General features: G+C 58.2%; 13 protein-coding genes and 1 pseudogene. 9 read left to right on the top strand and 5 right to left on the bottom strand.

The genetic code is table 11. The features are described 5' to 3' along the window. Positions 1-61: 61 nt before the first annotated feature. Both KVT28_RS11310 and KVT28_RS11305 read left to right on the top strand, forming a co-directional pair. Positions 62-832 carry a transporter substrate-binding domain-containing protein gene (locus KVT28_RS11310; protein ID WP_101761728.1) on the top strand — a complete coding sequence of 257 codons (771 nt, stop codon included), beginning with the start codon at positions 62-64 and terminating at the stop codon, positions 830-832. Positions 833-905: 73 nt separating this feature from the next. After that, a complete protein-coding gene (locus tag KVT28_RS11305) occupies positions 906-1,979 on the top strand; it encodes a DUF2817 domain-containing protein (protein WP_101761792.1) in 1,074 nt (357 codons plus the stop codon). On the opposite strand, the gene KVT28_RS11300 is transcribed toward KVT28_RS11305, so the two are convergent. Then, entirely contained in the window at positions 1,974-2,744 is a 771-nt protein-coding gene (locus KVT28_RS11300) for a 2OG-Fe(II) oxygenase (protein WP_217548469.1), read from the bottom strand. The two genes, KVT28_RS11305 and KVT28_RS11300, sit on opposite strands and share 6 nt — an antisense overlap. A gap of 99 nt (positions 2,745-2,843) precedes the next feature. On the opposite strand from KVT28_RS11300, the gene KVT28_RS11295 reads away from it, so the two are divergent. Genes KVT28_RS11295 through KVT28_RS11280 form a run of 4 tightly spaced genes read left to right on the top strand, consistent with a single transcriptional unit; the run spans position 2,844 to position 6,422 of the window. Further along, a complete protein-coding gene (locus KVT28_RS11295; RefSeq protein ID WP_101761726.1) occupies positions 2,844-3,743 on the top strand; it encodes a LysR substrate-binding domain-containing protein in 900 nt (299 codons plus the stop codon). Between the two features lie 59 nt (positions 3,744-3,802). Beyond that, complete coding sequence (locus tag KVT28_RS11290; RefSeq protein ID WP_217548467.1) at positions 3,803-5,101, top strand: SLC13 family permease; 1,299 nt, start codon at positions 3,803-3,805, stop codon at positions 5,099-5,101. A 21-nt stretch (positions 5,102-5,122) separates the two neighbouring features. Continuing rightward, positions 5,123-5,980 carry an AraC family transcriptional regulator gene (locus KVT28_RS11285; protein ID WP_101761724.1) on the top strand — a complete coding sequence of 286 codons (858 nt, stop codon included), beginning with the start codon at positions 5,123-5,125 and terminating at the stop codon, positions 5,978-5,980. Between the two features lie 34 nt (positions 5,981-6,014). Then, positions 6,015-6,422: a DUF2000 family protein gene (locus KVT28_RS11280; RefSeq protein ID WP_101761723.1), complete on the top strand. Its 408-nt coding sequence runs from the start codon at positions 6,015-6,017 to the stop codon at positions 6,420-6,422. Positions 6,423-6,485: 63 nt separating this feature from the next. On the opposite strand, the gene KVT28_RS11275 is transcribed toward KVT28_RS11280, so the two are convergent. After that, positions 6,486-7,808 carry an amidase gene (locus tag KVT28_RS11275; protein ID WP_217548464.1) on the bottom strand — a complete coding sequence of 441 codons (1,323 nt, stop codon included), beginning with the start codon at positions 7,806-7,808 and terminating at the stop codon, positions 6,486-6,488. Positions 7,809-7,812: 4 nt separating this feature from the next. After that, on the bottom strand, positions 7,813-8,634 hold the full coding sequence (locus KVT28_RS11270; RefSeq protein WP_217548462.1) for an MBL fold metallo-hydrolase: 822 nt from the start codon (positions 8,632-8,634) through the stop codon (positions 7,813-7,815). 43 nt (positions 8,635-8,677) lie between these two features. Here KVT28_RS11270 and KVT28_RS11260 point away from each other — a divergent pair. Continuing rightward, positions 8,678-9,104: pseudogene (locus tag KVT28_RS11260) on the top strand (LysR family transcriptional regulator). Between the two features lie 30 nt (positions 9,105-9,134). On the opposite strand, the gene KVT28_RS11255 reads toward KVT28_RS11260, so the two are convergent. Then, positions 9,135-9,815, bottom strand: a complete 681-nt coding sequence (locus KVT28_RS11255; protein ID WP_110866753.1) for an SDR family NAD(P)-dependent oxidoreductase — start codon at positions 9,813-9,815, stop codon at positions 9,135-9,137. Positions 9,816-9,947: 132 nt separating this feature from the next. On the opposite strand from KVT28_RS11255, the gene KVT28_RS11250 reads away from it, so the two are divergent. Continuing rightward, the gene (locus KVT28_RS11250) at positions 9,948-10,883 is read left to right on the top strand and encodes a LysR family transcriptional regulator (protein WP_217548457.1); all 936 of its coding nucleotides are present in this window, start codon (positions 9,948-9,950) and stop codon (positions 10,881-10,883) included. Here the strand turns inward: KVT28_RS11250 and KVT28_RS11245 are convergent. Further along, complete coding sequence (locus KVT28_RS11245; RefSeq protein WP_110866755.1) at positions 10,841-11,875, bottom strand: LacI family DNA-binding transcriptional regulator; 1,035 nt, start codon at positions 11,873-11,875, stop codon at positions 10,841-10,843. The genes KVT28_RS11250 and KVT28_RS11245 overlap by 43 nt on opposite strands. A 218-nt stretch (positions 11,876-12,093) precedes the next feature. On the opposite strand from KVT28_RS11245, the gene KVT28_RS11240 reads away from it, so the two are divergent. After that, positions 12,094-13,122, top strand: coding sequence for an ABC transporter substrate-binding protein (locus tag KVT28_RS11240; protein ID WP_101761718.1), 1,029 nt, complete (start codon positions 12,094-12,096; stop codon positions 13,120-13,122). Positions 13,123-13,248: the final 126 nt, after the last annotated feature.

Here is a 13,248-nt window from a genome sequence, read left to right as displayed (position 1 = left end):
ATGTCCACCATGTTATTAACTCTGTATGACGTTGTGAATTTAGCTACCTGCCGGAGATACAATGAAGAAAAGTTTGTCCTTTGCCTTACTGCTTTCACTGAGCGCGTTTAGCCACGCTTCATTTGCCCAGCAAACCTTGCGTTTCGGCGTTGATCCGACGTTCCCACCGTTTGAATCCAAAGCCAGCGACGGTTCTTTGCAGGGCTTTGATATCGATCTCGGCAACGCGATCTGCGCCCAGGCCAAAGTGACGTGCCAATGGGTGCAGATTGGTTTTGATGGCAGCATTCCGGCGCTGCAGGCGAGAAAGTTTGATGCGATTCTTTCGGCGATGTCGATGACGGAGAAACGCCGCGAGCAGGTCGCCTTCAGCGACATGCTTTACGTCACGCCGAGCGCATTGCTTACACCCGCCAAAGCGCCGCTAACGGGAGACATTAACGCGCTGCGCGGCAAAAGAATCGGCGTCGCGCAGGGCACCATTCAGGAAACCTACGCCAAAGCGCAGTGGGCAACCAAGGGCGTGAGTGTGGTTTCTTACCCTAATCAGATGGAGATCTATCCTGATTTGGTGGCGGGACGGCTCGACGCCAGTCTGGCCAATGCGGTTTCGGCAGAACAAGGTTTTCTTAACACGCCAGCCGGCAAAGACTATGTCATCAGTGCCACGCTGGTGGATAAAGAGGTGCTGGGCAATGGCGTGGGCATTGGATTGCGTAAAGACGATGCGGCCAATCTGAAGTTGATCAACAACGCGCTGGCCGAACTGCACAGCAACGGCACTTACGATCAACTGGCGAAGAAGTACTTCAAATTCAAGGTCTATCCGTAAAATTCATCTGCACGCAAGGTCGCCATTGATGACGACCTTGCCCACCAACCGCACCCACACTCACTCAAAAATCATGACGAACTTACCGCACTACCCAACTCAACGCGCCCGCTTTCTCGCCGCCGTCAAACGGCAAAACGGCGCATTAACGTCCTACGCGCATCCGTTACCCGGTCCGCAGGGCGAGGAACTTTTCACTGACGTAGCGATAATCGGCGATGCCAACGCATCACGGCTGATGCTGGTGATCTCCGGCACGCACGGCGTAGAAGGCTATTACGGCTCCGATTGCCAGATCGCCTGGCTGGATACCTTCAACCTCACGGCGCTGCCCGCGGATACTGCTATCGTGATGCTGCATCTGCTCAATCCGTGGGGCGCGGCGCATTTACGCCGCGTCAATGAAGACAACATCGACCTCAATCGCCACTTTATCGATTTTTCACAGCCGACACCCGCCAATCCCGCTTACGCCGCGTGGCATGGCATTTACCACGGGGAACGTGCCCGCGCCGATAAGCTGTTAGCTGACGCGCTCAACAGCGCCGGTTGGCCGGCGATAAAACGCGTGGTGGAAGCGGGGCAATATGGCGCGGCGGACGGTTTCTTCTTCGGCGGCCAACAGCCAGGCTGGTCGTACCGCACGCTGCAAACCATCATCGCCGATCACTTGTCGCAGGCCAAAACCATCATCAGCTTCGATCTGCACACCGGCGCGGGCGCGTGGGGTCATCCGATGCTGCTGTCGATTGCCGAGCAGCGTTTTGCCGCACATGACTGGGGCAAGGAGATTTATGGAGAATGGTTAACGCTGCTGTTCACCGGCGCAGGGCGCGACAGCGAAACCGGCGTGACCGCCACGGCTACCGGCTATGTGTCGCAATTTCTGCTGACGTCGCTACCGAAGACGCAGATTTTGCCGCTGGTGGTGGAGTGCGGCACCTATCCTGGCGAGGAGATGCATCGCCGCGTGCGCGACGATCACTGGCTGCATCTGCAAGGCGATCCAGCCAGTGAAAGCGGGCGGGCGATTAAGCAGGAGCTGGTGGAAGGATTCTGGCCCGCCGACGCTGACTGGCGCGCGCTGGTGGCTTTTCGCACCCAGCAGATTTTTGTGCGTGGCTGGCGGGCGTTAATCGATTTATAAGCGTCCGTAAAAGGTCATGCGGGCGGTTTCCGACAGGGCAATGCCTGGCTCGGTGTTATACGCCAGCACCGCCAGCATGCGGGTGATATCGCCTTCGGTTGGCGTAACGCGATGCAGCGAATTGCGCCCACGGAACAGCACCAAATCCCCGGCATCAATCGCCAGCGCTTCTACCGGTTGGCGCTGATCCAGCACCGCCGCCACACCGTCGAAATTCATCTGACCGGCATCAGCATCGCGCAGATCTTTCACGTACTGGAACACGGCGCCGGCGCGCGGTTTCTGCACCAGCAGCGTGATGGCGAACGACGAGTTATCAAAATGCCAGCCCAGTTCCTGGCCGTCGGGCGCGTAGTGCAGATTGATCGACGAAAGCGGATCGGCATACGGATAGAGCGCCTCTTCACCCAGCACATCGCACAGGAAGCTTTTGAACAGTTCATCGTTGTAGAGCTGGCGCAGCGGCGAATCGGCGGCAATCACATCATCGGTGATGCAGCCTTTGGTGCTAATGACATCGCGATTACGCGGATGATCGGCGCTGAAGGCCTCATCTTTTTTCATCAGATAAACGTTGTGTTTGCTGGCGGTGTGATACGCCAGATGGCGCTGCGCATCGCCTTCGGCAATGATGGCCTGCAGCGCAGCGGGCTGCAGGAACTGACGCAAAACTAAAGCGCCGTGCTGATTAAGTTGCTCACGGCAGTTGCGACGCCAGTCGGCATCGGCCAGCGGATGCAGATCGAAACGAATCAAGGCAGACATAGTTTTACTTCTCATGTGTTACAGGTGTGTAAAGACTGTAACTCGCTGATATGTTAATACGTAACGATAAAAATTTAACACCTTGCTAAGGAAACCTTAATGCCCGCGCCATCACCACGTTTGCCCAAAATCAGCGTCATTCAATCCTTCAAAGTGGCGGCGGAACTGGGCAGCCTGGCGAAAGCGGCTGCGCAGCTGGCGTTAACGCCCGCCGCCGTGAGCCAGCAAATTCGCCAACTGGAAGAGCAATTGGGCAGCACGCTGTTTGTGCGCACACAAAGCGGCGTGATGCTGACGGAGATGGGCAAAGAGTATCTGCGTTATGTCACTGAGGCGTTCGACATTCTGCACCTCGGCCAGCAAAACCTGCGCCATGCGGCGTCGGCACCGCGATTAACGCTCTATTCGCTGCCGGCGCTGGCCTCAAAATGGCTGCTGCCGAACATCGCGCAGTGGCGCGCGCACTGTCCTGAAATTGATTTATCGCTGCACGGCACCCATACGCAAGTGGATTTCAACGCCACGCCGGCCGATTTCGTCATCTGTTTCGGCGAAGATCGCTATCCGCAGCTGGACAAGCAGCTGCTGTTTCTCGATGAGGTGTTGCCGGTGGCGAGCCCGGCACTACTGCATCGTTTTGCCGGTATGGAAGTGTTGCAGCATGCGCCGCTGATTCACCTCGACTGGGGCAACGAAGGGCGTTTCTTACCTGACTGGCGCAGCTGGTTTCAGGCCAAAGGCATTGACGATGCGCCGCCGCAGCCGTCGTTCAGTTTCAATCTTACCTCGCTGGCGATTGATGCCGCCGTGGCAGGCGCGGGCTTGCTGCTCGGTCAGCGGCGTTTGATTGCCAACCAACTGGCGCGCGGCGAGCTGGTGGTTGTCGATCCGCTTAGCTTGCCGCTCAGCAAACCCTATTTCCTCGCCTGGCCGCAGCGCTCGCTCAGCCAGCCGGGCAGCGCTGCGCTAATCCACTGGCTCACGCAGCTGGCGAGATAACGTACCCACTCGTAGTTTCGCCGCTAAATGGCGACCTGGAAAAGAAAGGGAGTTCACCAATGACCACAGATCTCAACTTCTGGCTCACCGCGTTGGTGGTGGGCACCACCATTTTGCTATGGGCCAGCGCGCGTTTGCCGGAATACGTTACCGCTTTGCTGTTTTTCACGGCGGCGATGTTGCTAAAGTTGGCTCCTGCCAGCAGCATATTCAGCGGTTTTGCCTCGTCGGCGTTTTGGCTGGTACTCAGCGGGTTTGTGCTGGGCGCGGCGATCCGCAAAGTTGGTCTGGCGCAGCGCTGGGCGAACTGGCTGGTGGTGCCGCTTAGCCAAAGCTGGCCGCGTATGATTGCGGGAACCGTGCTGCTGACTTATCTGCTGGCGTTTGTTATGCCCTCAAATATGGGACGCATCGCGCTGCTGATGCCGGTGGTGCTGGCGATGGGCGAACGCGCAGGAATCAAAACGGGCAGCCGCGGCAGTATTGGCCTGGCGCTGGCAGTGGGATTTGGCACCTTCCAGCTCTCCGCCAGTATTTTGCCCGCCAATGTGCCGAATCTGGTGATGAGCGGCGCGGCGGAGAGCGCGTATCAGCTGCACCTGCAATGGTTGCCGTGGTGGTTGCTGCATATGCCGGTGGTGGGCGTCGTTAAGGGCTTGTTGTTGACAGGTTGCCTGCTGTTTCTGTTTCGCGCGCAGCCCAAAGCGGTCCACCAGCGCGACAGCTTAACCGCGCTTAGCCGCAGCGAATGGCGCTTGATTGGTCTGCTGGCGATCACTTTGCTGCTGTGGATGACCGACAGCGTGCACGGCTTACCGGCTGCGTGGGTGGGATTGGCGGCAGCCTGTATCTGTTTATTGCCGCGCGTAGGTTTTATCTCCAGCGAGGACTTTGCCAGCGGGGTAAATTTCCGCACCTGCATTTACATTGCCGGGATTCTTGGCGTCGCCACACTGGTAGTGGATTCAGGCCTGGGACGGATGATCGCCAATGCGTTGCTTAACGTGTTGCCGCTGCACGAACACCCATCTTTCAGCAATTTCGCGGTGCTCAATGCGCTGGTGTCGCTACTGAATTTCGTGCTCACCGCCAACGGCGTACCGGCGATGGTGACGCCGATGGCGCAAGAACTGGCGAACGCGTCTGGCTTTCCGCTGCTCACCGTGATCATGTTGCAGGTGTTTGCCTACGCCACGCCGCTGCTGCCGTATCAGGCATCGCCGGTGGTGGTGGCGATGGGACTCGGCAACGTTCCGGCGAAGGCCGGTTTACAGCTGTGCGCACTGATTTTTCTGCTTAGCGCGGTGTTGCTGTTACCGCTGGATTATCTGTGGTTTCGGCTGCTAGGCTATGCCTGATGTGTTTGCCAGAGATTGCCTATGCCAGCCAATAATGATTGGGTTGATTTTCGTCGTGATGATGAAACCGGAATTGAAAGCGTCAACGCGCACTTTCGCGGACACGCTTACGATCCGCACGATCACGACGAACTGCTGGTGGGCGTGACGCAACAAGGTTTACAGCGCTTCAACTGCCACCGTTCGCTGCACACCAGCACGCCGGGCCGGGCGATTCTGATTGAACCGGGTGCGGTACATGATGGCCATGCGCCGGACGCCGAGGGCTTCACCTACGTGATGCTCTATCTGCCGCAGAGCTGGGTGGCGGAGATGATGCAGCGTCGCGGCTTGGGCGATGTATCGAATATCGAAGGCGCTTTCCGCCACACGTTGACTGACGATGCGCTGTTAGCCAGCGCCATTCAGCAAGCCTGGTTTGCCGTGCATCAAGGCGAAGGGCGGTTGGCGCGCGATCAAAGCCTCGATCATTTGCTCACCCTGCTGTCACGCCATCTGGATACCAAACCCAGCCTGCAGCACAGCGAAGCGATGCGTCAGATGCAGCTGTTGCGCGACTATCTGCACGATTTTATGGCGCAGGATATTGGTCTGGATGAGCTGTCGCGCCTTTCCGGCATTGATCGATTCCGCCTGACGCGCCAGTTCAAACAGGCGTTCGGCCAATCGCCGCATGCCTATCTGGTGCGTTTGCGTTTGCGCAGCGCGCGCGCGTTGCTGGCGCAGGGCATTGAGCCGGTGCAGGTGGCGGCGCAGGTTGGATTTGCCGATCAAAGTCATTTGGGCCGTTGGTTCCAGCGCGCCTATCGCATGACGCCCGCCGCTTATCAACGTCAGTGCACAAACGTTCTATACGCTTCCCCGCCTGCTCTTAGATGATGAGGTTTTCGTTGTCATTGGAGAGTTGTTGCAGATGTTTGATACCAAAATCGCCCTGATCGTACGTGATGATTTAGCCACCTGGCAGCGCCTGAATGTGGTGGCGTTCCTCGCTACCGGCGTGGCGTCCGCCGCCCCCGAGATGATGGGCGAACCCTATGTTGATGCCAAAGCGCGACAGTACGGCAACATGGCGGGCCAGCCGATGCTGGTGTTTGCCGGGGATTTGGCCGGTTTGCAGCGTGCGCACCGTCAGGGACTGGAGCGCGAGTTAACCATTATTCCTTACGTGGAAGCGATGTTTTCTACCGGCCACGACGCGGCGAACCGCGAAGTGTTTATGGCGGAGGATGCTGATCATTTGAATCTGGTCGGCATTGCGCTGCGCGGCCCGAAGAAGGCGGTGGATAAGGCGATTAAGGGATTGGCGTTGCACGGGTAAAGCACGTTTTCCCTCACACTAACCCTCTCCCGCGGGCGGGAGAGGGCCAGGGTGAGGGCGCTATTAAACAAACTTATCCGCCGCGCTCAGCAACAAATCTTCCCGCCCACGCAGCGCCAGCAGCTCCAGCCCAATCGGCAAACCTGCGGCGCTGAATCCCGCTGGAATGCTGATCGCCGGTGCGCCGGTCACCGCTGAAATCAGCGCGTTGCTGCCATCCTGCATCTCACCGTGCTTAACCGGCGCACGGCGCACCACCGGATAAGCCAACAGATTGATCTGCTGCGCGGCGAAAAATTCAGCCAGCTGCAAATACAGATCGCGCTGACGCTGCTGCACCCGCCGATAACCTTCACTCTCAACGCCCGGATGCTGGGCCCGCGTGGTAAACACCGTTTCCAGCTGAGGATGATAGCGCCCGGACGCCACCACTTCCGCCAGCGTGCGGACCTGCGCCTGCGATTTATCCGCCAGATATGCCGCCAGCGCAGCGGCAAATTCGTAGCCGATGATATTAGCGTCGGCGGCCAACGTCTCCAGCTGCGGATAACTCACCTCACGCGGCGCGAAATCCGCCAGCGCCGCGCGCACCGCCTGATTAATCTCGCCTTCATCGGCAGCAAACCCTTCCAGCCAGATGCCGATGCGCAGCGGCTCATCGCTCTCCGCAAACTGTTGTCCGCTGAGAATTTCAGACGCTAAACGTAAATCCGCCACCGACCGCGCCAGCGGGCCGGGAATATCCTGAGTTGGCGACAGCGGCACAATGCCGTCAGTGCTGATTGTACCGCGCGTCATGCGCAGGCCAAAAAGATGGTTAAACGCTGCCGGAATGCGCACCGATCCGGCGGTATCGCTGCCGATCGCCAGCGGCACGTAACCGGCTGCGACCGCCACGGCGGAACCGCTGCTCGAACCGCCCGGCGAGCGGCCTTCAACCCACGCATTATGGGTAAATCCACTTAACGACGACGCGCCAGTGATGCCCGCCGCCAGCTCGTGCATGGCGGTTTTGCCGATCAGAATCGCGCCTGCCTTTCTCAGTCGGGTAACCAGCGGCGCATCGTCGCTGGCGATAACCTCACGCAGCAGCACCGAACCGGCGCTGGTTGGCCAGCCCTTCACTTCGATATTGTCTTTAATCAGCACCGGAATCCCTTCCAGCGGTCCCGCCACCTCGCCGCGCTGACGACGCGCATCGCTGGCGTCCGCTGCCGCTAGGGCTTGTTCGGCAAACAGCCAGGTGATGGCGTTGTAGCGCGGTTGATCCACCTCGCCAATGCGCTGCAGCGCGAAGGTAGCTAACTGGCGCGCGCTCACCGTGCGCTGGGTCAGCGCCTGCTGTAAATCGTTAATCGAAGCGGTGAGATAATCAGCGTATTGCATTAGGTTAATTCTCCAGCGGAATCCATTGTCCGTCGCGCGTGACGCGTCCGCACGCGCTGCCATTAAAGTGGGTGCTGAACCAGATTGCCTGATGTTGTGCGCACCAGTCCACCACCCGTTGCCGTGAAGTGACCGCCAGCGCTTTATTCTCGCAAAACAGTGAGTTCCAGTGCGGATACTGAAACTGGATGGCATTATGCATCACGTCGCCAGCAAAGATCGCCGATTCACCGGCGCTTTCCAGCACGATCGATGCATGATCAACGCTGTGACCGGGCGTGGAGAGATAGCGCAGCACGCCAGCAAACAAAGGTGAATTCTGAACGTTGATAGTCTCAAGCTGGCCGCTCCCGATCAGCGGCAGAATACTGTCGCGATAGAGCTCCTGCGTCGCCGGATTCTGTTGACAGTGCGCCAGTTCCCGCGCCGAGCAGATATAGCGCGCATTCGGGAACATCGGCTGCCATTCGCCATCACGCTGATGCGTATTCCAGCCAACGTGATCGGTATGAATATGCGTCATCAGCACCAGCGTCACTTCCACCGGATCAACGCCCGCCTGCGCGAGGTTTGCGGCATACGGCGTATTCAGCTGGTGAAACAGCGGCTTGTTATCGCGATTGCGGCCGTTGCCGGTGGCGGTATCGATAATGATGGTGTGTTCACCGGTGCGCACCACCCAGCTATGAATCGACATTTCGGCGGGCTGCTCAGCTAATTCGTCACTCATTTCCGCGCGATGTGGCGTAAACAGCACGCCCAGCGGGAAGGCGGCGGTTTGTTCGCTCACTTTGGTAATCAGGCAATCGCCGACGCGAATCGTCATCAGGTGCTCCTAAATTTTTTGATGGCAGCGAAGAAGCCTCACTATACTGGCGGTGTTGCTGGTGATGTACGAGGTGCGCAGTGTCACGCAAGCGGCAAATCGGCTCTATCTCGGACAACCGGCAGTGAGCGCGGCGTTAAAACGTCTGCGCGAGATGTTTGACGATCCGCTATTTGTGCGTGCTGGATCGGCAGCTGCAGCAACAAGGTGTGGCGCGGCGCGTGCGCTATGTGACGCCAAATTTCTCCGCGTTGCCGATGCTGCTTAAGCGTTTGCCGCTGTTCGCTACGGTGCCGCAGGGTTTGGTGCCATCCTGGTGCGATTTGTATGACCTGAGCGCCGCGCCAGTACCGGTCAATATGCCGGATTATGAAGTGTCGCTGCTGTGGCATAACGCGCGCAGCGAAGATGCCGCCAGCCGCTGGCTGCGGGAGAGGCTGCGCGGACTGATAAAGAGTAAGCCGCTTTGATGAGGTCGCCATAAATGGCGACCTGCACGTTTACCACGGCACCACACGCCCTAAATAATCCAGATAATGAATTCCGCGTCGCCCAGCGTAGCTTTCCATCGTGTTCAGCAAGTTCGGAATGCTCTCCTCAATGGTCAAACGCGCTTCCGGGCCGCCCATATCGGTGCGCACCCAGCCGGGTGCCATCAACAATAACGTGCGCTCGCCGCCGCTACGTGCGGCGAAGCTGCGCATAAACATATTTAGCGCCGCTTTGCTGCCGCGATACACCTCGTAATTACCGTTGGTGTTGTTGGTCAAACTGCCCTGGCCAGATGACATCACCGCAATAGTGCCGCTGGGTGTAACGCGATCTTTAAAGGTTTCAATCACCCGCAGCGGGCTTAGCGCGTTAGTCACCATCACGCGGGTGAACTCACTGGTTGTGACATCGGCGATGGTTTCTCGGTCATCATTTTTCACCCCCGCGTTGACGAACAGCATATCGAACTGGCGATCCGCCAGCCGCGTATGCAGCGCCTGGACCTGTTCCGGTTCATTGATATCCACGCTCTCCACCGTCAACTGTGCGGGGAAGCGATCGGCCAGTTGTTGTAAATTTCCTGTCGAGTTTTCACGTCCGGTGGCGACCACCTGATAACCGCGCTGCAGCATGGTTTCCGCCAGTGCCAAACCCAGGCCACGCGATGCGCCAATCAGTAATATCTTCATGTTGTTCTCCACGGTGTTTGCGATAAGAAGAGTGTAGCGCCGGGCGAGGGCAGGCGGAACGCGCAGCACTCGCAGTATTAACCTGCGTCAAACGCCTTGTCTCAAAGTGCGCAATAGGCGAGGATAAAGCGTATGAATGATGCCGATTTGAATCTGTTAATTGCTTTGGATGCGCTGCTGATTGAAGGCAGCGTGATTGGCGCTGCGCGTCGCTTGGGCTTAAGCGAATCGGCAATGAGTCGCACGCTGGGACGCTTACGCGCTACCACCGGCGATGCGCTGTTAGTGCGCGCCGGACGCAACATGGTGCTGACACCTTATGCCGAAGCGATCCGCGAGCGCACGCATCACACGGTACGCGAGGCGCGTGCGGTGTTAAGCCCAACGGCGCAGTCGCTGGATCTGCATCAGCTAGACCGCTGCTTCACCCTGCGCACCAATGAAGGGTTCGTCGAAGCCTTTGGCAGCGCGCTCATCGCTGCCGTGGCGCACCAGGCGCCGCACGCGTGGCTCAGTTTTGTGCCCAAGCCGGAGAAAAGCGCGCGCGATTTGCGCGAAGGCAACATCGATCTGGAGATTGGCGTGCTGGGCAATATGGGCCCGGAGATTCGCCTGCAGGCGCTGTTCCGCGATCGCTTCGTTGGCGTGGTGCGCGCCGGACATCCGCTCACGCAGCAGCGGGATATCACCCAGTTCGCCGCCTTTGGTCATATCGTGGCGTCACGGCGCGGTGAGCTTGGCGGGCCGATTCACGATGCGCTGCAGCAGGCTGGATTAACCCGCAAGGTGGCGGCGGTGGTAGCGGCATTCTCCAGCGCGGTGGCGCTGGCGCAGGAATCGGATCTCGTCGCGTTGGTGCCGCGTTCGCTGTTTCTGCATCATCCGTTGATCAAAAACAGCACCCGCTTAGCGATGTTTGAACTGCCGTTCGCCACGCCAGAAATGACAGTGTCACAACTGTGGCATCCGCGACTGGAAAACGACGCGGCGCATCATTGGTTACGCGGCGTGGTAAAAAATGTTTGTCAGCCGCCGCGCACCGAACCACGCCACACCACATCGGCCTGATACAGCAGGCTGTCGTGCTGCTGTTCAACTTGCGGCGTGAAGCCGGTTTCCTCCTGCTCGGTTTGTATCAACCATTTCACCGCGTCCTGCGCGAACTGCTCAACCGGCTGGGAAAACGTGGTGAGATTGTAGGATGACCAGCCGGCCTGCGCGATGTTGTCGTAACCGATCAAACAGAGATCTTCCGGCACGCGCAGCGCAAAGCGGTGGCGCGCTTCATCCATAAAGCCGCAGGCCACCAAATCGGTGACGCAAAACACGCCGTCCGGTCGCTGATGACGCGTTAGCAAGCGGTGCGCCAAAATCTGCCCACTCTCGTAAGAGGTGGTACCAAAACGTTCGATGGTCACGGTTAATCCCGCCCGTTCGGCCGCCAGCACAAAGGTGTCTTCGCGCTTTTTCAAGCTCGGCGTGCCCGCCAGCGAATTGGCAAATGCCAGATGCTGACAACCAGCGCGCTGAAACGCCATTACCGCCGTTTGCGCGGCGCTTTCGGCATCGAGATTGATGCTAAGAGAGCCCGGCAACGCTTCATCGCGGTTGATCAAAATGATGCGCTGGCCGTGTTTATAGCATTGGCGCGTGATGGTGCGATCCGGCATGCCGGAGAGAATGATTGAGGCATCGGCGCGGAAATTAATCGCCTGCTGCAGCGCCGCCGAAACGCTGTTATCTGAGCGGTCGGTGTTGATCAGCATCGCCACTTTGCCTGCTTCCTGCAAAAACTGCGTCAGCCAGCGCACCAGACTGGCGCGATAGGGCGTGGCGATTTCCGAGACGATCAGGCAGACAATGCTGCTGCGATTACGCACCAGACCGCGTGCCAGATGATTGACGTGATACCCCAACTCTTCCGCCGCCTTCATCACCCGTTCTCGCGTTGCCGGTGACACGCTGGCGCCCGGCGTAAACGCGCGCGACACCGCTGAGCGCGATACGCCCGCGCGTTCAGCGACATCCTGCGCGCTCACCACAGCTTTCTCATGCTGCATGTTCAACACCTCTTTCACAATCTGGCTGCAACTGAGTCTGCCTCAGATTGCAAAGCTGTGCAAACTGCTTAAGATCTCATTTGTTGCATTTTTGTGACATCGCCTAACAATTGCGCAGCGTGGTGTTTGACAGGACATTTCTTGTTCATTACAACTTTGCACACACGTGCAAGAAAAGGTGCCAATGAAGCACTAACCCTACAATCCAGGAGAACACTATGCGAGTCACCTCAATGGCCATCGCGCTATCCCTCTGTTGCACTGCCATACCTTTTGCCGCTTCGGCGGCGGGCAATCTGAACATGGTCTGCTCCGCCGATGTGGTGGTGTGCGAGCACATGACCAACATCTTCAGCAAGGCACATCCGGATATCAAAGTCAGCATGGTGCGCCTCTCGGCGGGCGAAGCTTATGCACGCCTGCGCAGCGAAGCACGCAATCCGCGCACTGATATCTGGTGGGCGGGCACCGGCGATCCGCATATGCAGGCGGCGGAAGAGGGGCTGACGCAGCCGTACAAATCGCCGCTGCTCGATCAGCAGCAGGATTGGGCGCAGAAGCAGGCGGAAAACTCTCATTACCGCACGGTGGGCATTTACGCCGGCGCGCTGGGTTGGGGCTACAACACCAAATTACTGGCGTCGAAAAAGCTGAAAGAGCCGAAATGCTGGGCCGATTTGCTGGACCCAAGCTTTAAAGGAGAAATTCAGATCGCCAACCCGAACTCGTCGGGCACGGCCTACAACACGCTGGCGACGCTGGTGCAGATCATGGGTGAAGATCAGGCCTTTGATTACCTGAAAAAACTCAACGCCAATATTTCACAGTACACTAAATCCGGCTCCGCGCCGGTGAAATCGGCGGCGCGTGGCGAAACCACCGTTGGCATCGTGTTTATGCATGATGCGGTGGCGATGGAAGTCGACGGTTTCCCGATCAAGACCGTCGCGCCCTGTGAAGGCACCGGCTATGAGATTGGCTCAATGTCGATTGTTAAAGGAGCGCGCAATCTCGCGAACGCCAAAGTCTGGTACGACTGGGCGCTGAGCGCCGAAGCACAATCGCATATGAAAGAGGCTAAATCCTTCCAGCTGCCGTCGAACCGCAACGCGGAGATTTCAGAGTACGCGCCGCGCTTTGAGAACATCAAACTGATCGATTACGACTTCAAGACCTACGGCGATTCGGCCAAACGTAAAGCGTTACTGGGACGTTGGGATAAAGAGATTGGTGCCAGCGCGCAGTAACAGAATTTGCGCACACCGTAGCGTGGCAATTTATTGCGCGTTGTTCGTCGGTGCATGCGGTTCGAATGTTGAAAAGCAAAGACGCGCGAGAAATCGCGCCGCTACGCATACGTGCACGCAATGACG

This window comes from Pantoea sp. GbtcB22, from assembly GCF_019091025.1.
Lineage (GTDB): Bacteria > Pseudomonadota > Gammaproteobacteria > Enterobacterales > Enterobacteriaceae > Pantoea > Pantoea leporis.
The sequence above is the reverse complement of the archived record's forward strand: the minus strand, read 5'-3'. Positions and strand labels throughout refer to the sequence as shown.